This window comes from Vibrio sp. R78045 (assembly GCF_042466085.1).
Lineage (GTDB): Bacteria > Pseudomonadota > Gammaproteobacteria > Enterobacterales > Vibrionaceae > Vibrio > Vibrio cyclitrophicus.
Genome location: NZ_JAXHBS010000013.1, coordinates 1,253,088 through 1,273,529, shown reverse-complemented (window position 1 = coordinate 1,273,529; position 20,442 = coordinate 1,253,088). Strand labels below are relative to the sequence as shown.

The window sequence follows — 20,442 nt, the reverse complement described above, 5'->3', positions numbered from 1 at the left end:
GTTTATTAACGGTTAACCGCTTCAAGTTTCCAAATATTATTCACGTAGTCGCGGATTGAGCGGTCTGATGTGAACTTACCAACCAATGCTGTGTTAAGAATTGCTTTCTTAGCCCAACCGGCTTGGTCTTTGTACTGCTTGCCCATGTCTTCATGTGCTTTCACATAAGATGCGAAGTCAGCAAGACATAGGTATGGGTCACCACCGTCTAGCAGGCTATCAAACGTTGCACGCAGGAGGCCTGGTTGACCTGGAGAGAACTCATCGCCTGTCAGTAGGTCTAGAGAAGCTTTCAGTAGTGGGTCAGCATTGTAGTAGTCGTAAGGGTTATAACCTTGAGCTTGCAACGCCACAACACCATCAACGTCTAGGCCGAAGATGTAGATATTTTCATCGCCAACTTCTTCACGAATCTCAACGTTTGCACCATCCATCGTACCGATAGTTAGAGCACCGTTTAGAGCCATCTTCATGTTGCCCGTACCTGATGCTTCTTTACCAGCTAATGAAATTTGCTGAGAAACGTCTGCTGCTGGAATGATGATTTCAGCCATGCTCACTCGGTAGTCAGGGATGAATACCACTTTCAACTTGTTGCCGATACGAGGATCGTTGTTGATCTTCTCTGCAATCTTGTTAACCGCAAAGATGATTTCTTTGGCTAGGTGGTAACCTGGAGCTGCTTTCGCTGCGAAGAAACATACGCGTGGCTCACACTCGAAACCAGGTTCGTTTAGAATACGGTGGTACAGAGATAGAATGTGTAGCAAGTCTAGGTGCTGACGCTTGTATTCGTGTAGACGCTTGATTTGCACGTCGAAGATAGCGTTAGTATCTAGCTCGATACCCATGTTTTCTTGAACCCAATCAGCAAGACGCTGTTTGTTTTCTTTCTTAACAGCCATGAATTCTTTTTGGAATTTCGCGTCTGTTGCAAACTTAGCGATGGCTTCTAGCTGCTCAAGTTTTGCAGGCCACTCAGTACCGATCTTACCTGTGATTAGCGTAGATAGACCTGGGTTACAGAACTTCAACCAACGACGTGGCGTGATGCCGTTCGTTACGTTAGTCAATTTGCCAGGGAAGATTTCGTTGAACTCAGGGAACAAGTCTTTCTTAACCAGTTGTGAGTGAAGTGCAGCTACACCGTTTACTTTGTAAGAACCAATCACACATAGGTTTGCCATGCGAACCATACGGTGGAAACCTTCTTGAATGATAGAAAGCTTCGCTTGTTTCTCACCATCACCAGGCCACATCTTGCGAACTTCTTGCATGAAGCGGTGGTTAATTTCAAAAATAATTTCCATGTGACGTGGAAGAAGACGATTGATCAAAGATTCAGACCAAGTCTCTAGTGCTTCTGGAAGCAGTGTGTGGTTCGTGTACGCGAACGTGTGAGCACTGATTTCCCAAGCTTGGTCCCAAGTTAAACCTTTCTCATCGATCAGGATGCGCATCAATTCAGGGATAGCGATAGTTGGGTGCGTATCGTTCAGTTGAATCGTTTCTTGTTTAGGAAGGTCTTCTAGAGAGAAACCTGCTGCTTCGTGACGACGTAGAATATCGCGAACAGACGCTGCTGAGTGGAAGTACTGCTGCATTAGACGCAGAGTCTTACCTTTCTCGTGGTTGTCATTCGGGTAAAGTACTTTAGTGATGTTACCTGCATCGATTAGCGAGTGTTGCGCTTCGAAGTAGTCACCGTTGTTAAAGCTTGCTAGTGAGAATGGTGCAATTGCCTGACATTCCCAAAGACGCAGCGGGTAAACCGTGTTTGACTCGTAACCTACGATAGGTAGATCCCAAGGCATTGCTTTTACTTCCATACCCGGAACCCAAGTACGAACTTCTTTACCGTCGATGTATTCAACTTCTACATGACCGTAAAAACCAATGTGTTGTGCTAGTTCTGGACGAGCCACTTCCCATGGGTAACCTTCAACACCACGCCATGCGTCAGGTGCTTCTTGTTGACGACCGTCTTGGAAAGACTGTTTGAATAGACCATATTCGTAGTGAAGACCGTAGCCTACTGTTGGGTATTCTTGAGCGGCACAAGAATCCATGAAACAAGCAGCTAGACGACCAAGGCCACCATTACCTAGTGATGGATCGCGTTCTTCTTCTAGAAGATCCGTTAGGTTTTGACCTAGCTCTTCCATTGCATGAGTGATCTGTTCGTACAGACCCATGCTGATCAGGTTATTACCGGTTAAACGACCAATCAAAAACTCTAGTGAAAGGTAGTTAACGCTCTTCGCGTTCTTAATTTTTTCGTCATTTTCAGTTTCTAACAGATCAAATGTTGTGAGTTCTGCTAGCGCACGCCCCATTGCTAGGTACCATGCGCGGCTATCTGCGTTTTCAATCGTTGTTGCGTAGGTTGCAGATAAATGCTTCTTAACGCTTTCTTGGAACGACACTTTATCGAAAGTTTTTTGCTGAGTTGGTTTCATTTCAGAAATCTCGCTTTTAATAGTTCTAATTCATCTGTGACATATCGTGCATGGTCACCATTAACTAAACATCCTCCCGCCCGTACGACTAACTAGGAGTAGATGAGAGGGCGTAGGGGGCGTACCGACATGGGGTTAGTGATCTGACTCTCATGTTCTGACTTAGAACAAAAACTTGGAGTGACTAAGATCACAAGGTCCCGTTCGATAACTTAACTTCAATTGATGTGACTTTTATTTAACCCATTTGAAGTTATTGCCAAATCTGATATTTAGATCACGAAAAAATTTCTCTCGTCTCATCTTTTACATAAAATCTTGTACAGGGGAGGACAAGGTCACATTAAAAAAACGCCCCACTAAGTGAGATATGTCACAAATAAAGGGCGTAGAACATCAAAAACCTGCAGGAGTGCAAGGTTTCTGAGGAGGATCATAGTCGGTATCGTTTGGCATCACGTACTATGACTGAAGACTTAAGTAATCAGGCGAATGTCATTGGACATGTACTCAACGATAGATTGAGATAATCCATAGCATAAGCCACGGAATAGGTGAAAAACTTAAACATGTGGATCCCTTCGAAACTGACTCGTCCCGGCCGCCTACATAACGCAATCTTGCGACCGAGAGTTCTCGATCTGCTACAACATGCAGATTGCTATAAGCTAGTATTGTTTCGCTCTCCAGCGGGATACGGCAAAACCACCATGGCTGCGCAGTGGCTGGTAGATAAACCCAGTGTAGGTTGGTACAGCATCGATGATAGTGACAACGATGCATTCCGGTTCATCAACTACCTCCTACAATCACTCAATAAAGCGACTCAAAATGCCTGTCCTAACGCCCAAAAATTGGCAGAAAAACGACAGTTTTCATCACTGCATTCTTTATTAAGTGAAGTGTTTGCTGAGATGTCTGAATTCCATCACGAATGTTTCCTGGTGCTGGATGACTATCACTTGGTTAATAATGATGACATTCATGAAGCGATGCGCTTTTTCCTCAAACACATGCCCGACAATTTAACGCTTGTGGTAACCAGTCGTGGTACACCACCACTTGGCACAGCAAACCTGCGCGTTCGTGACTTAATGATCGAATTAGGTAATGACTCGCTGGCGTTTGATACCGAAGAAACCACACGCTTTTTCAATCAACGTGTTGCCGATGGCATTGATGACACAACGGCAGATAGTATTTGTAGCTATGTAGAAGGTTGGCCTTCTGCACTGCAACTTATCGCGCTTCAAGCACAACACCAAAAACGCACACTTGCCCAATCAGCCGAGTCGTTCTCTCACTTTAACCATGCCCACCTTTGGGACTATTTGGTTGAAGAAGTGTTCGATCTATTAGACAAAGAAACTCGACACTTCTTAATGCAATGTTCTGTGCTTGATCACTTCAATGACGAATTAGTCTGCGCACTGACACAACGTGAAGACGCACTCGGAATGATTGAATCACTCAACCGTTTTGGCTTATTCATCTACCCGCTTGAGGGCGAAAAAAACTGGTACCGCTTCCATAATCTGTTTGGTGAATTTCTAGCACACGAACGTCAGGCGCGAATTCCTCAGCAAGAAGCTGAATTGCATCGAAGTGCCGCTAAAGCGTGGATCAAACAGAAAACGCCTCACCAAGCACTACGACATGCACAACGTGCTGAAGACCCGGACCTGATCATTCAAATTCTTACAGAGCACGGCTGGCCGATGTTCAACCAAGGTGAGTTGTCTTCGTTAGAAATGGCGATCAAGCAACTGACCACCGATCAGCTTTACAGCGAGCCTAAGCTATCAATGCTGCGCGCGTGGCTTGCACAAAGCCAGCACCGCTATGATCAAGTGGGTACTTTGTTGGAAGAGGCTGAAACTCAATATCAAGATCGAAACATCGAGCTCGATACTCAACAACAAGGCCAATACAATGCCTTGCGCGCCCAAGTCGCCATCAACAGTAATGAACCTGAAAAAGCATTAGAACTTGCTGAACTTTCGTTGAGTCAGTTAAACACAACAGTTTATCGTAGCCGCATTGTAGCAACCTCGGTTGTTGGTGAAGTGAATCACGTAATGGGCAACCTCAGTCGTGCGTTACCAATGATGCAACAAACAGAGAAACTCGCGCGCCAATATCAGGTTTACCATCAAGCCTTGTGGGCCATTCTGCAACAGAGTGAAATTTTGATTGCTCAAGGCTACGTTCAAGCGGCGTTCGAACTGCAAGACAGTGCGTTCAAATTGATCGAAGAGCATCAATTACAATACGTACCTCTACATGAGTTTCTATTGCGTGTACGTGCCCAGATATTCTGGTGTTGGAACCGATTAGATGAAGCAGAAGAGTGTTGCTACAAAGGTTTAGATATTCTTGGTCACCATTCACCAAGTAAGCACCTGCACAGCTATTCAATGCTGGCTCGTATTTCACTGAGCCGTGGAGAGATTGATAAAGCATCAAAGTTTATCGACCAAATTCAACACCTATTACGCCAATCCACCTACCATGTAGACTGGACGGCGAACGCTTCTCTTTCTCTGATCCTATTTTGGCAAGTAAAAGGCGATAAAGAAGCCATTCGTGATTGGTTAAATGTGGCGGTTCGACCTGAATCAGCGAGTAACCACTTCTGTCAGCTTCAATGGAGAAACATTGTTCGCGCTCATATCATCCTTGAGCAATACGAAGACGCAGAAGAAGCATTAGCATTCTTGAAGAGTGAAGCTCAACGCTCTCACCTTGTGACGGATACCAACCGAAACTTAATCGTGGAAGCGGTACTGCGCACCCAAATTAACGACGAAGACAGTGCTCGCGTACTTCTTGAAGAAGCCTTACACATGACTAACCAAACCGGTATGGTTGGTAACTTCTTAGTAGACGGTGGCACAATTGGTCATATCTTAGATAAGTTGAGCAACAAGCCGGGCTTAGGTGATTTAGAACGTCATCGTGCGCAGCAGATTATGAAAGATATCTCGACGACTCAGCGTAGCCGATCGGTTCACTTCGATGAAGACTTTGTTGAGAATTTGGTTAATCACCCTAATATCCCGGAGCTTGTGCGTACTAGCCCACTCACTCAACGTGAATGGCAGGTGCTTGGCCTGATCTATTCTGGATTCAGTAATGAACAGATCGCTCAAGAGCTCGATGTAGCAGGGACCACCATCAAAACACACATTCGAAATCTTTATCAAAAGCTCAATATTGCCAACCGTAAAGAAGCAATCAGTACTGCCGAGAACTTGCTGCAGTTAATGGGGTATTAAAGCGGATTCGAGATTCGAGATAAAGCATAAGCTAGTCACCCATAGTGGCTGGCTTTTTTTTCTTGGCATGAAGGAAATAGCAGGAAGAAATCACAGATAACCAAACGACAGATAAAAAAATAGCCAACCGCAATAATCGCGATTGGCTCTATATATTTGTGAACAAATCAATAGGTTCACTAACAACGTCAGTTGGCTAGGTGACCCTCGGCTTAAGAAGGGTCAAGTACTACAATGCAGTTAGCGTGCCAACTTTAAAAAGACGTTTTATAAGCCCTGCATCGCATAAAAACTGCTAATTCATCATGCGAATTGCAAAGTGCACTTGCATAATGCAACTAAGATGCAATATTGATAAGAGATCAGTTTCATCATTAAGCACTAGTGATAAAACACTAAGTGGTTGTATTCTAAATATTAGGCACATGTTCACTTCAACTTATTGCCTTACAATTTAAAAGGGGATAAAAGCCCTTTCATTGATGGCATATTCATACTTTTTTTACACTAAAGTTTGTATACTGCACAAAATCATCCTCAACTCTATGAAGCAATGAATTACTTAAGTACTTTTTTCAAAGGCATGGCAATGGGCGCAGCCGACGTTGTTCCTGGTGTGTCTGGCGGAACCATCGCATTCATCACAGGTATCTACGATACCTTGCTAGAAAGCATTCGAAGAATTAACCCTAGCGTGCTTGGCTTATGGAAACGTGAAGGCTTCAAGGCTGCGTTTAGCCATATCAATGGGTTTTTCCTAATTTCACTGTTCGCGGGCGTGTTCACCAGCATTGCAACATTCGCGAAACTCATCTCTTGGTTATTGGTTACACATCCAATCCCTTTATGGTCTTTCTTCTTTGGCCTTATCTTGGTATCTGTTTTCCATATTCTTAAACAAGTAGAGAAACGCGATGTAATTCGCTTCGTATTTTTACTGCTCGGTATTGCCTTCGCTTATAGTATTACCGTGCTTAAGCCACTGCAGATGGAACCTACTAGTATCAATGTTCTCATTGCGGGTGCGATTGCGATCTGTGCGATGATCTTACCAGGTATCTCAGGTAGCTTTATCCTGCTATTGATTGGGATGTATGGCCCAGTACTTGGCGCGGTCAAAGAGTTTCAAATTGATGTGCTTGCCCTATTTTTAGGTGGCTGTGTGATCGGTCTACTGACTTTCTCACACATTCTCTCTTGGTTATTGCGCTCATTCCGCGATTTCACATTAGTATTCTTAACTGGCTTGATGATTGGTACGCTACCAAAGATCTGGCCTTGGAAAGAGACCATCAGCTGGCGTACAAACTCCAAAGGTGAGCAAGTTCCTTTGATTCAGGAAAATCTATCGCCTTTCGATTTCGAAGCGGTCACTTCTCAACCATCTCAACTGGTTATGGCGATTGTGATGATGCTTGTTGCCATTGCATTGGTTCTCGGGTTGGAAAAGTTTGCAGAGTGCAATGCTGACTAATCATTCAGCGAACCTTTGTTTAGCATGACAAACCGATGAGTGTAAGAAATACTAAACTCAACGACCCTCTTATATAGACAAAAGCGAAGCCTGTGGCTTCGCTTTTTTACTTCTACCATACGCACAAAATTGCTTTTTGATACAAGCACGTATTGACGGGTATGATAACATCGCCGCTCTTATAAAATTAAATGAGAACACGACATGCACCCGGCATTAAAGGTGGCAGCTCTTGGAGTCGCTCTCGTGGCAGGCTTTTATGGACCACAAGCGATCCAGCAATTTAAAACAACCATGGAACACACCTCAGCTGACGTTAACTTAGACGACTATTGCATGCTTTCAACAGCGTCGTGTAAGCAACAGGAGATTTCTATGTCTCTTGATAGCGAGACCGCCCAACCACTGGTTCCTACTAAAATGAAAGTAGTTTGGGAAGGAGCGGCATCTGAAACATTAATGTTGTCACTTACGGGCTTAGAAATGGACATGGGTTCAGCACGTTTTCAGTTAAAAAATATTGGTAATAATATCTACGAAGGGGATGTGATTTTACCTGTGTGCACCATGGATAAAATGACTTGGCTTGGCGAACTCACCGATGGTGTTGAAACCGTAAACCCTGCAATAAGGATGGCAAGATGAGTAAGAATTGGTCGTTAGCATTAGTGGTAGCGTTTGTACTTGGTTTTGGTGTCAAAAGCTATCTTGATGGGCAAAACGAAGCTCAAGAACAACACGCAGCAAAGCAAGAGTTTTCAATGACCACGCTTTTCGGTAAAGATAACCAGCCAACGGAAATCTTTGACCAAACCGATGACAGAATTCGCATCGTTTACTTCGGTTTCACTCGTTGCCCAGATGTCTGCCCGACTTCTTTAGCGATGCTAGCCGGTGCACTTAACCAAGTCTCTGACGAAGCAAAAGCCAAAATTCGGCCGATGTTTGTTTCACTTGATCCTGAACGTGATGCTGCAGAAGCATCGTACGAATACGCACAATACTTCCACCCAATGATGGAAGGGCTAAGTGGTCCATTGGATGTGACAACAACGCTTGCACACAATTACGGTGTTATTTTTAGAAAAACAAAGCTGGAAGGTTCAGAGTTGGAATACACCCTAGACCACAGCTCATATTTTTATTTTTTAAAGCCCGATGGCACACTGATTACCAAAGTGCCGCATACGTTAACGCCAGCGCCAATTGTTGAGGCCATCAACAAATTGACGCAATAAAACGTAAAAACAAAGAACTTAATGAATAAAGTTCGATCAAAAAAGTCAGGTCCCAGACCAAAGAACATAAAAAATAAGGACAACAACATGAAGTTAAAAGCACTCGCTCTAGCAGGCTTATTGCTCACTCCTCTTGCTCACGCTAATAGCGATATTATGGTTCATGATGCGTACGCTCGTGCAACACCGCCTTCAGCAGTGAACAGCGCGGTATTCACGACTCTGATGAACCACAGCGATAAAGATCGCGCTATTGTTTCTGCAGCAACACCAGCAGCAGGAAAGGTAGAGCTTCATGATGTTATCGTTGATGGCGACGTAATGAAGATGCGCCAAGTTCAAGAGATCACAATCCCTGCGAATGGGGAAGCGATACTGAAACCAGGTAGCCTACACATCATGTTGTTCGACCTAAAAAGCAGCTTAAAAGAAGGTGATCAAATCGAGATGACATTAACCTTCGCCAACGGTGAAACACAAACCTTCGATGCACCAGTGAAGAAAGTGATGAGCGGCATGAAAAAGATGAACCACGACCATCATTAATCGCATTCACAATTGATGGAATAATTTAAGCCACGATGACTTTTTGCCATCGTGGCTTTTTTAAACTGAGCTCGCTTTTTGATCTCGCCAAAAATCAATAGTTGTTGAAGGAACAAGCTAGAAATGGCGCTTCGTTAGCCGAACAACGCGCTAATAGAAATCCGCTTTCTAAGATATATAAACTGTACAATCAGAGAGCCGCAACCTTAAGAAAGCCTCCGATTAAGCCTTTTAGGTTAACGACTATAAGACGACTTAACCCTACCCTGTTAATCAGGTGGGGCTTTTTTATTTCAATTTGGTATCTGTATAACTATTTCTGAATACAATGATTTTGCCAATAACAGTTTACATACCCCAACAACCAGAATATTGCCCCTTACAAACATAAACATGTAGACTTATAGACCAGCATTAACACATTTATTTAACATTTAGCTCCAAAAACGCCACTGGACGCAAACAATCACCCTAAAAGTAAACTATTCCTAGACACTCTCTTAGATCTCGCTAATATTACCGCCCATTCCACTAGTGTATAGTTGGATTTGGTACAACTTTATAAAAAGATACATCACTATAATAATTTAACAATTGCAGGTATTTTATGCAAAACAACAACATACTCGCCCGCATCGCTCGTGGGAATCTAGTCCTACAGATCCTTGCTGGTATTGTTTTCGGTGTCGTTCTCGCCATGGTTTCTCCTTCAGCAGCTCAAGACGCAGGCCTACTCGGTAGTCTGTTTGTTGGTGCTCTGAAAGCTGTTGCCCCAATTTTAGTATTCATTCTTGTTGCAGCTTCTATCGCAAACCAAAAGAAAGGTCAGCACACTCATATGCGTCCAATCATTGTGCTTTACCTGATTGGTACTTTCTCTGCAGCCTTAACGGCAGTCGTTCTAAGCTTCATGTTCCCAACCACTTTGACACTGGTTGCTGGCGCTGAAGGTGCGAACCCTCCACAAGGTATTGCTGAAGTTCTTCATACTCTTCTATTCAAGCTTGTAGATAACCCAGTAAGCGCGCTAATGAACGCAAACTACATTGGTATTCTAGCTTGGGCAATCGGCCTTGGTCTTGCTCTGCACCACGCATCTGCAACAACTAAAGCGGTTTTCGAAGACCTAAGCCACAGTGTTTCGCACATTGTTCGCTTCATTATCCGTCTTGCACCATTCGGTATCTTTGGCCTTGTTTCGACTACTTTCGCAACAACGGGTTTCGATGCTCTAGCAAGCTACGGTCAATTGCTAGCTGTTCTACTAAGCTCAATGCTGATTATTGCGCTTGTGGTTAACCCACTACTTGTATTTATCAAGACAAAGCAGAACCCATACCCACTTGTACTTCAATGTATCCGTGAATCAGGCGTAACAGCATTCTTCACTCGTTCAAGTGCTGCAAACATTCCAGTTAACATGAACCTTTGTAAGAAGCTAAACCTAGATGAAGATACTTACTCTGTATCTATCCCTCTAGGCGCAACGATCAACATGGCGGGTGCTGCAATCACTATCACTGTGTTAACACTTGCAGCTGTGCACACTATGGGTATCGAGATTGATATCTTCACAGCAATCCTACTAAGCCTAGTTGCTGCGATTTCTGCGTGTGGTGCATCGGGTGTTGCTGGCGGTTCACTACTGCTTATCCCGCTAGCATGTGGCCTATTCGGTATTTCGAACGATGTAGCGATGCAGGTTGTAGCGGTTGGTTTCATTATTGGTGTGATTCAAGATTCTGCTGAAACAGCACTTAACAGCTCAACAGACGTTGTGTTCACTGCTGCTGTATGTAAAGCAGAGCAAAACAAAGCGTAATAAGCTCTAAGCTCTAAGCTCTAAGCTCTAAGCTCTAAGCTCTAAGCTCTAAGCTCTAAGCTCTAAAGTAAATAGCACATAAACAAAAAGGGAAGCAGATGCTTCCCTTTTTTTGTTGTTCTTATCTTCCAGATTATCGTTAAAGCTTTAGCTAGTTGACCATTTTTATCACTCAATCTACACCTATCTTGTCGATGACTTCTTGAACAGATGCACTAGAGCTTGCTTAGTGGTTATTCTTCCAACTAGGCTCGACTGCAGACTGACTAAAGTCCAAAGAACCACTGTTAACGCTTGATGGCTTATCTGATGATGGCTGATTCACGTTAAGTTCTTGTTCTGTCATCGCACCATTATGGTTGGCTGTCGCCTGTTGTCCGTAATCCATATTAGAAACATGCTCACTCGAAGCCTCTGTCTTTGGGTGACCACTCTCTACACCTAACTCATCAATATCTTCATCTGAAGCTTCTTTTACTTTCTTAGGGATAGGCACATTACGCTTGTAGAGCTTATTGAGCGCTTTGACGATTGAATGCTTAGTTATCGCCTCTTGCGTTAGCTTGGTCATTATCGGCTTAGTCAGAGCCTGTAGACCCACGACCGCATCCACACCAAGATCGCCCCCAACTTTGTCTCGTAATTGTTTCGCATCTGAGTAGCCAAAGTGTGCTGATAAAAACAGCCAGATATAAGCAATTGCACTGCCATGTTCACCATGGTCTATCCAAGCTTCGCCGGCTCTAAACATGGCTTCTGCGCTGTTTTTTTCAGCTGCGGTTTCAAACCAGTACACAGCCTCACCATGATTAGGTTCTATACCAACGCCGTTCAAATAACATGTACCCAGTTTGATCTTGCCATCTAAACTGTTTTTTTCTGCTGCCTTGCGATACCACTCAACGGCACTTTCTGCTGAATAGTCTGAATTTTCTTTATCCAAACACCAGTCGCCCATAAACAGCATTGCTTCGGTATTTCCACCTGCAGCTGACTCTTCGATGTAAGTGTAACCTTTAGGGATATTCTTATCCGTACCGCGACCAAACACGAGCGCTTTACCCATCTCAAATTTCGCAACCAAATCATTATCCAGTGCGGATATCGCAAGCTGCCAAAAATTGGCTTTTTCTCTTAAAATCAGGTCTTCTTTGCGCTTCATACTGAGTCGCACAACGCCATACATACCGTTGATATTATCTAAATGAGCCGCTTTGTCATACCAATACAAAGCTTCTTTAATATTGTTACGTTCAGCCTCTTTCGCTAAATACAGAATCGATGGCGTATGGCCTGTTTCAGCCTTAAAGTGGCGTTCTTTTTGTTCTTGTATTCGAGCCTTTTCAATCGCCTTTCGGTAAGCAACTGCTCGCGCTTTTCGTTCTTGCTCTAACCGTTGCTTTCTTAGCGATAAAGAAATCAGCCAAACGGCCACAAGTATTAACGAAAGAGCCGTCGCACCAATTGCGATTCCCATTGTACTCATAAAATATATTAACCTAACTCGGCTGATACAAATCTCTATATCGAGGTGTCATCAACCATAGTGAATGTTTCGAATTATAGGGAAAAGCGTCGTTATTGACACGTTCCGCCCCAAAATGAACTTAGTTCAGTATCTCAGGAATACATAGCGATAAAAAGCCTGCAGAGACCTATCGTTATGCGCTCCCCAAATGGTGTGATCTTGCTTCAATATAGAGTGATATTGAAGAACCGAGTATCAGAAAAATCTGTAAAACGGTAGCAAGCTTGGTGTATTTCTCTTCGTAGCTTCACATACTGTCGTCACATCGTTAGTTCAGCTTTCCATAAACGTAAGCAAGCTCGGCAACTGTTTTCGCAGAGAATTTCTTCATCAAACTCGCTCGATGTACTTCCACCGTTCTCACTGCAATACAAAGTTCATCGGCAATTTTCTGGTTGCGCTTGCCATCAATGATCTGCTTGAGGATGTCTACTTCGCGCTCGGTTAACGAAGCATAAGCTTGGCGGTACACATTCATATGTAAGTGCTTTTCAGAAGCCTCCAAACCTTGTTTGATTGCCTCAGCTAACTCATTGCCTTTCACTGGCTTTTGGAAGAAATTCACCGCGCCGGCTTGTAAAGCTTCTACCGCCATTGGCACGTCGCCATGCCCTGTCAAATAGATCACCGACAGTGGGCTCTGCGCTTTCATCATTAATTCGTGAACTTGTTGTCCTCTCATTTCAGGCATTCGACTGTCTAACACCACGCACCCCGGCGCACTCAAATCCACTGAATCCAGAAAATTCAGACCATCTTCATAAGCTAACACCGTAAAATCATGCTCTTCCAATAGGAACACCAATGAGTCTCTCATCGATTCATCGTCATCAACCACATAAACCGGCAACATTTGATGAAGTTCAGACATAACAAGATTCCTTATGAATCATTTGAAAGAGAAAAAGGTAACGTCACTGAGACGTGACAGCCATGAGGAGTCAATGATTTGATGGCCATTTGGCCGCTGTGGTCTTCAATCACGTCTTGGCAAATCGCAAGCCCTAAACCCAAGCCGTTTTCTTTGCTACTCACAAAGGCTTGAGTGACTTGTTGTTCGGTGAAATCTAAACCCGTGCCGTTATCGATAACCGACAGCATCATTTTATCCGGTTGATACTCGGTAATCACTTTAATTGTTGGTGGCTCGCTGTTTTTGTTATCAATATCAGACGTAGCGCTTTGTTCACGATGCATCTGTGCATTACATGCGTCGGTCGCATTGTTGATCAGGTTTACAATCACTTGTTGTAGCCCCACCGAATCAACATACAGCTCAATAGGCTTACCTACGGCATGACGTTCAACGGTTATCTTGTGTTTCTGTAATCGAAATTGCAGCAATTCGATGGTGTCGGTGAGTAACTGTTCGATGTCAGTCTGGGACTTCTCAGATGAGCGTTTCTTTATCATGTTTCTTAGACGTTGAATGATCGCATCAGCCCTATCCACTTGCGACTGAATCTTCTCGAACACAGGTTCAATATCGGTCAATGGTTTGTTCTTCGAAATCCGTAACAAACCGCCTTCGCTGTAGTTACGAATGGCCGCCAAAGGTTGGTTGATCTCATGTGCGAGGCTGCTCCCCAACTCGCCCACGACTGCAATGCGTTGAGAGTGCTCGAGTTGCTCACTCTTACTTTTTAGCTTGTGCAACATGGCTTCCAACTGCTTTTTACTTCGACTGAATTTGTACTCCAACCAGAAGTGGTAAGCATTCAGTAACACCACAAGAATGAAGAACGCCCATGCCCATTGCTGATTGTACTTAAGCCAGATTAACGCCTCTTTCCACCAAGGTTGTTGTAGTGGGTGCATATCGAGTTGTTGATAAAGCTTGTCTATCGAAAGCAGACTTGTCGGTGATGTCCAACCCGATGCATTCGCTGCAATCGCGGGCGCACTGCTTTTGGGCATCGCAAATAGTACCTGACTCATCTGTTTGGCCAGAGTCGAAGAAGCCCGCTCTGTTTTGGCAAACGACCAGTTGGGGTACAACGGCGTAGACACTTGGCATCGGAATCCTTCTGGAGCTTGATTCTCGATAATTCGATATTGTCCCGCCACCAGCAAACCTTCACTGATCATGTTCTCAACTAAACAGCTTGGTACGACAGCCGCTTCAATGTGCCCTTCACGCAGTTGATACAAACTGGCGTCAATCGGAAAACCTAAAAATTGGGTGTTAGAGAAAAAATGGTTGGGATTAAGCCCTTGTTGCATCACTTGGTAACGCATTGTTAAATAGCCACCGAATGCATTTTCAGATACCGCCGCAATCGGCTTACCGCTCAATTGTTCTAGCGAGATATAAGGTGACATTCTTCTCACCACCAAGGCCGAACCAATACTTTGCGTATTGCTGGCTCCCGACTGTTCAAAGTTATGACTGGTCATGGTGGCCATCCAAGAGAGCGCATACTGGCGTCCTAAGCGAACCGCCTGACCGGGGTTGGTGATAACAAAGTCGACCTCAACACCTTTTACCGCGTCGGCCATCTCTTCCAAGTTGAAAGGCTTGAGAACAAAGTGTTTTCCGGGAATGCGCTCCGACAACCAATCCATTGTCGGCTGCCAACGCTGTTGAGCGGAAAGCTTGCCTCGAATAGCCAATACACCGACCTCAATAACCTGTTCCGACTCAACAGTGCCTGTCGTTGTAATCTCTTGCTCCGTTTGAGCGGCTAAACACATTCCTGCGGTTAAGCTCAACCAACAAAGGCTAACGATTGATATTAGGTTTCGGACTGTCACTAAAATCTCTTTCTCCACACTGACGGCATATCCACACTCAAATAACGCATTGATGACACGTTAAATAGAGCCTTGATACAAAGCATAACAGCTAGATTAGTAAAACCACATTTGTTCTAGATCAATTTTGATCTGGGTATGTGGAAATCCACAATACCCCGTGTACGGTCAAAAACTGACAATGAGCTCAACAGAAAGAATACCCATTTATAGGTACCACTATGGACTCATTGAAAAGACGGTTTCTCAGCCAATTCGGTAAAGTTTCCGCCGGTGCTGCGCTCATTCCCATTGCCGGAATCAACACCGCAGTCGCGAGCACAGCCATTCGCAATAACAACCAACCTGACCGCAAAGGCGAAATAGGTAAACGCTACGCGATGGCGATTGATTTACGTAAATGTGTTGGTTGTCAGGCATGTACTGTTGGCTGTAGCGTTGAAAACCAAGCGCAGATTGGCCAGTTCAGAACCACTGTAAAACAGTATGAAGTCTCCCTTGATGATGGTTCGACAGCTCAACAAAACGTGAAATTTTTCATGTTGCCTCGCCTTTGTAATCACTGTGACAACGCTCCCTGCATCAAGGTTTGTCCTGTTCAAGCGACCTTCCAACGTGAAGACGGCATTGTAATGGTCGACAACGAACGTTGTGTAGCTTGTGCTTACTGTGTTCAAGCTTGTCCTTACGACGCTCGATTCATCAATAACGACACCCTTACCGCAGACAAATGTACCTTCTGTGCGCACCGCCTTGAAGACGGCTTGCTGCCCGCTTGTGTCGAAACCTGTGTTGGTGGGGCGCGTGTCATTGGTGACCTCAAAGACCCAAACAGCGAGATCAACCGCCTGCTTAATGAAAATCGAGACGACATCAAGGTGCTCAAGCCAGAGCAGAATACCAACCCCCATGTTTTCTATATCGGCATGAACGAGCGTTTCGTTAGCCACATTGAAGGCCAACCTGCGATTTATGATCCAGCCGCCATCGATAACTCATCCTTTAGCAAACAAGACTCGGCAATCGCAGCACTAGGAAAACAAGGAGAGACAGCATGAATATCACTGAGGTGTTAGTTCCCGCTCAAGAGATCGCTTGGCTACCGTGGGCGGTTCAATATTTCTTCTACATTGGTTCAGCTTACGCGGCGGCTATTCTGTTTTTGATTACACTGATCTTCAAAAACTCGACCAGTCATCAATTTCGTTCTGCCCTTGTGCTTGTGATGGCCATCGGCGCAATTGTTGGCCCACTGGCGCTAACCGGTGACTTACACCAACCTGGCCGTGCGTGGCACTTCTACGCTCACATCACACCTTGGTCATGGATGTCATTAGGCTCTCTGTTTCTTCCTCTATTCTCTGGTCTGGCTGTCGCGACAGCTTGGGTTTACCTGCGTGATGACATCGCACAGCTTAAAGAGAGTGAAAACCCGCTTCTAAAGCGTTTGTCTTGGCTAACACTAGGGCAATGGCAGGTTTCAGCAAAACTGATGATTGCACTCGCTGCTGCGACCGCTATTTCTGGCTTAAGCATCGCGCTTTACACAGGCGCCGAGATTGCAATTTTGGCGAGCCGACCGCTTTGGCATCAACCGGCTTCTCCGCTGCTTTGGTTTACGACCGCATTCTTTGCTGCAACGGGTTTAACGCTGTTGATTTGGGCTCTGCTGCCTTCAAACAAGCCAAGCTTAAAACCGACAGACCTCGCTCTAGTACAAAGAACCATTACCTTAACAGGTGGCCTTGCCATCATTCTTACCTCGATTTGGGCATCTAACCATGGTCACTTCAACCTGTATGAGAACGACGCTTGGGGCATCAATTTAGGCATCATGACTACCAGCATTTTGCTATGCATGATCTTAGTTTTGCCACTGCAACGTCTATCTCAAAGCAAGCTAGGAATTGTCTGCATAGCGCTAGCGACCATCGTTTCAGCATGGGCGGTGCGTTGGGTCACCATGATGGAAGTTCAAACCATTCCACGTTTTGATGTAGGCCCATTCCCTTATGAACTGCCTATGGGTAGCGCTGGGTTACTTGGCATTATTGGTATGTGTGGCCTTTGGTTAGCGCTTGCGCTGTTCGCTTCTGAAATCGTGTCTACTGGATCGACAAGAACAACTGGCTCTTCACAAAAGACAAAATCTAAGTCAAACCAAAACACACCGTCACCACTTAACCGCTCACATAGCTTGTAGTCTGAGGAATCATCATGGATAACAAACGTCGTCAATTTTTGAAAACAGGCCTTGCTGCCGGTGGTGTTGGAGCTTTTGCTGCAGGTTATGCGACAACCACAAAACACATGGTTCACGGTGCTATTGATGGCACCGCAGGTAAGAAAACCAATCACATCCATCACGGTAATTCGTTAGAGACAGAATACCGTGTCGATGAACAAGGTAAAATCACACCGAATCCAAACCAACGCGTTGCACCATCAATGTGTTTTGGCTGCTGGACATTGTGTGGCTTGCGTGTACGTATCGATAATCGCAATGACGAGATCTTGCGTATCTCAGGCAATCCGTACCATCCGCTATCAAGCGACCAACAGATCCCATTCAAAACACCGGTAAAAGACGCCTACATTGGCTTGTCTGGTGAGTCAGGCATCAATAACCGCTCGACAGCCTGCGCCCGTGGTAATGGCATGTTAGAGATTCAAAATAGCCCTTACCGAATCACTCAACCGCTCAAACGTGTCGGTAAACGTGGTGAAGGCAAGTGGGAACCGATCAGCTACGAACAACTCATCTCTGAGATCACCGAGGGTGGTGACTTATTCGGTGAAGGTGAAGTTGAGGGCTTGCAATCGATTCGCGACATCGAAACACCACTTGATCCGAACAACCCTGAATACGGTCCTAAAGCCAACCAGTTACTAGTGACTAATGCCGGTAATGAAGGTCGTGATGACATCTTGAAGCGCTTTGCGTTTAACAGCTACGGAACACGCAACTTTGGTCACCACGGCTCTTACTGTGGTTACGCATTCCGCGCAGGTTCTGGCGCGATCATGAATGATTTAGACAAGTTCTCGCACTTAAAACCCGACTTCAACAACGCAGAGTTCATTCTTTTCATCGGTATGTCTCCAGCTCAAGCGGGTAACCCGTTCAAGCGTCAAGCAAGACAACTGGCTGAAGCTCGTACTAATGGAAAACTGAGCTACACCATTGTGACTCCAAGCCTTCCAGCAGGATCATCAAGCCTTGCGGCGGGCGATCGTAACAACTGGCTACCGATCAAACCGGGCACTGATTCAGCATTAGTCCTGGGCATGATCCAATGGATCATCGAAAACCAGCGCTACAATCACGATTTCTTGTCTCGCCCAAGTGCACAAGCGATGCAAAAAGCAGGCACCACGCATTGGTGTAATGCTTCACACCTTGTGATCAGTGACGAAACACACCCACAAAATGGACGTATGCTCCGTGCATCGGATATTGGATTGCTAGAAACAGGCGAACCGATGTCTGACGATGACGTATTTATCACACTAGATGTGACAACGTCACTCATATCATCGCATGTTCAGGTGAATGAAGCGGCTCTGTTCGTTGATCAAGACGTAGAAATCGATGGTCAAACCGTTCGTGTTAAGTCTTCTCTACAAAGATTGAAGGAAGAAGCCTTCAAATATGACCTTGCTTACTACAGTGAGCAGTGTGAAATTCCACAAGATCAAATTATTGCGCTGGCGAAACGCTTTACCAGCTACGGAACAAAAGCAGTCGTCGATACCCACGGTGGCAACATGCACACCAATGGCTTCTACAACTCGTTCTCTATTCTGATGCTGAACGCGCTGATCGGTAACATCAATGCTAAAGGCGGGGCGATGGCGAAAGCGGGTGGCTACCCAACTTCTGTTGCAGGCCCACGTTACGATTTTACTAAGTTCAAAGGTAAGACTAAGCCTCAAGGTGTGTTCTTATCTCGCAGCAAATTCCCGTACCACAAGACCAGCGAATACAAACGTCGTGTTGCGGCCGGTGAATCACCTTACCCAACACGCGCTCCGTGGTACCCAATCTCTGCACCGCTTTTAACCGAGCATTTATCAGCTGCGATTGATGGCTACCCTTACCGCGCAAAAGCGTGGATCAACCACATGGCAAATCCACTTTATGGCGTTCCGGGTTTAGACAACCTATTAGGCGAGAAGCTTAAGGATCCAAAGCAACTGGGTTTGATCGTCTCTATTGATGCCTTCATCAATGAAACCACAGCATTATCGGATTACCTTGTGCCGGACACGGTTACCTACGAGAGTTGGGGCATGGCAACACCTTGGCATGGCGTTGCAACTAAAGCGATCACTGCTCGTTGGCCGATTGTTGAACCTAAAACTTCCCGCACTCAAGACGGACGCGCCATCAACCTAGAGAACTTCTTTATTGATGTGGCAAAAACACTGGGCTTAGGTGGCTTCGGCGACAACGTAATCAAAGACAATCAAGGTAACTGGCACGGTATTCATAGCGCTGAAGATTTCTATCTACGCTCTGCAGCTAACTTGGCATTCGTAAAAGGCGGCGTACCGAATGTAGACGCTGAAGATATCGTTTGGTCTGGTCTAGAGAGCCTAGTCCCTGTGATGAACAAAACGCTTAAACCTGAAGAGATGCTAAAAGTGGCGTATATTTTTGCGCGTGGCGGTCGTTTTGAAGACGCAACCAATGCGTATACCAATGAAACTATGAAGTACAAATGGACCAAGCCACTGGCTATTTGGAATGAAAAGCTTGGTACCTCTCGCAACACCATCAGTGGCGAGCAGTACATGGGTTGCCCGACATGGTATCCACAAAAGCTGGCAGATGGCACGCCATTAGCAGAGCAGTTCCCAGCAAAAGAGTGGCCATTTACTCTGACCAACTTTAAATCCAATATTCACAGTGCGGTATCTAACCTATCACCACGCTTAGAGTCGATCAAAGGCGTGAACCCGGTTTACATTCACCCACAAGACGCCTCTTCTGCAGGCATCAAAACCGGTGACGTATTTGCTATTGAAACACCGAGCTCAACCACACATGCGTTGGCGATGGTGATTGATGGCATCAAACCGGGCACATTAGGCTTTGAACATGGCTTTGGCCATAAAGAGCTCGGTGAACGTGCACACTGGATTGGAGACACACAACAACCAGTAAAAATGAAGTCAAACGATGGCGTTAACATCAATGATATTGGTTTAATTGATCCGACGAGAGAAGGCAAAGGTGTGATGCTGGATTGGGTGGTAGGCGCAGCAGCAAGACAAGCACTTCCGGCTAAGATCTACAAAGTCTAATCAGTGATCCAATACCTATCCCTATTCATTCCT

13 protein-coding genes and 1 pseudogene are annotated in these 20,442 nt (G+C 45.1%); 10 read left to right on the top strand and 4 right to left on the bottom strand.

Features of this window, described 5'->3' with window-relative positions:
* Window positions 1-5 precede the first annotated feature (5 nt).
* On the bottom strand, window positions 6-2,459 hold the full coding sequence (locus SJY39_RS16225; RefSeq protein ID WP_016793220.1) for a glycogen/starch/alpha-glucan phosphorylase: 2,454 nt from the start codon (window positions 2,457-2,459) through the stop codon (window positions 6-8).
* A gap of 569 nt (window positions 2,460-3,028) precedes the next feature.
* Between SJY39_RS16225 and malT the strand changes: the two genes are divergently transcribed.
* The 7 genes and pseudogenes from malT (at window position 3,029) to sstT (ending at window position 10,817) form a co-directional block, all read left to right on the top strand.
* Window positions 3,029-5,737: an HTH-type transcriptional regulator MalT gene (gene malT / locus SJY39_RS16220; protein ID WP_016785598.1), complete on the top strand. Its 2,709-nt coding sequence runs from the start codon at window positions 3,029-3,031 to the stop codon at window positions 5,735-5,737.
* Between the two features lie 553 nt (window positions 5,738-6,290).
* A complete protein-coding gene (locus SJY39_RS16215; RefSeq protein WP_010431618.1) occupies window positions 6,291-7,211 on the top strand; it encodes a DUF368 domain-containing protein in 921 nt (306 codons plus the stop codon).
* A 204-nt stretch (window positions 7,212-7,415) separates the two neighbouring features.
* Entirely contained in the window at window positions 7,416-7,856 is a 441-nt protein-coding gene (locus SJY39_RS16210; RefSeq protein ID WP_010431620.1) for a hypothetical protein, read from the top strand.
* On the top strand, window positions 7,853-8,449 hold the full coding sequence (locus SJY39_RS16205) for an SCO family protein (protein ID WP_010431623.1): 597 nt from the start codon (window positions 7,853-7,855) through the stop codon (window positions 8,447-8,449). Before SJY39_RS16210 ends, SJY39_RS16205 begins: the two co-directional genes overlap by 4 nt.
* An 87-nt stretch (window positions 8,450-8,536) precedes the next feature.
* Window positions 8,537-8,995, top strand: a complete 459-nt coding sequence (locus SJY39_RS16200; protein ID WP_010431625.1) for a copper chaperone PCu(A)C — start codon at window positions 8,537-8,539, stop codon at window positions 8,993-8,995.
* A gap of 101 nt (window positions 8,996-9,096) precedes the next feature.
* Window positions 9,097-9,221 (top strand): annotated as a pseudogene (locus tag SJY39_RS16195) (GTPase RsgA); the annotation flags it as partial.
* Between the two features lie 381 nt (window positions 9,222-9,602).
* Complete coding sequence (gene sstT, locus SJY39_RS16190) at window positions 9,603-10,817, top strand: serine/threonine transporter SstT (RefSeq protein WP_010431627.1); 1,215 nt, start codon at window positions 9,603-9,605, stop codon at window positions 10,815-10,817.
* 226 nt (window positions 10,818-11,043) lie between these two features.
* Here sstT and SJY39_RS16185 read toward each other — a convergent pair whose 3' ends face one another.
* The 3 genes from SJY39_RS16185 to SJY39_RS16175 all read right to left on the bottom strand — a co-directional run bounded on the left by SJY39_RS16185 (window position 11,044) and on the right by SJY39_RS16175 (window position 15,099).
* Entirely contained in the window at window positions 11,044-12,294 is a 1,251-nt protein-coding gene (locus SJY39_RS16185; protein ID WP_016784328.1) for a tetratricopeptide repeat protein, read from the bottom strand.
* A 319-nt stretch (window positions 12,295-12,613) separates the two neighbouring features.
* The gene (locus tag SJY39_RS16180; protein ID WP_016784329.1) at window positions 12,614-13,216 is read right to left on the bottom strand and encodes a response regulator transcription factor; all 603 of its coding nucleotides are present in this window, start codon (window positions 13,214-13,216) and stop codon (window positions 12,614-12,616) included.
* An 11-nt stretch (window positions 13,217-13,227) separates the two neighbouring features.
* Window positions 13,228-15,099, bottom strand: a complete 1,872-nt coding sequence (locus SJY39_RS16175; protein WP_016787346.1) for a sensor histidine kinase — start codon at window positions 15,097-15,099, stop codon at window positions 13,228-13,230.
* Between the two features lie 221 nt (window positions 15,100-15,320).
* Between SJY39_RS16175 and dsrO the strand changes: the two genes are divergently transcribed.
* From dsrO to SJY39_RS16160, 3 genes are read left to right on the top strand one after another with little or no spacing between them, the layout of a single operon-like run.
* Window positions 15,321-16,157 carry a sulfate reduction electron transfer complex DsrMKJOP subunit DsrO gene (gene dsrO / locus SJY39_RS16170; RefSeq protein WP_390242237.1) on the top strand — a complete coding sequence of 279 codons (837 nt, stop codon included), beginning with the start codon at window positions 15,321-15,323 and terminating at the stop codon, window positions 16,155-16,157.
* Window positions 16,154-17,302 (top strand): NrfD/PsrC family molybdoenzyme membrane anchor subunit, encoded by a 1,149-nt coding sequence (gene nrfD, locus SJY39_RS16165; RefSeq protein WP_171341992.1) that lies wholly within the window; start codon window positions 16,154-16,156, stop codon window positions 17,300-17,302. Before dsrO ends, nrfD begins: the two co-directional genes overlap by 4 nt.
* A gap of 14 nt (window positions 17,303-17,316) precedes the next feature.
* Window positions 17,317-20,409, top strand: a complete 3,093-nt coding sequence (locus SJY39_RS16160) for a tetrathionate reductase subunit A (protein WP_016793223.1) — start codon at window positions 17,317-17,319, stop codon at window positions 20,407-20,409.
* The last annotated feature ends 33 nt before the right edge of the window (window positions 20,410-20,442 follow it).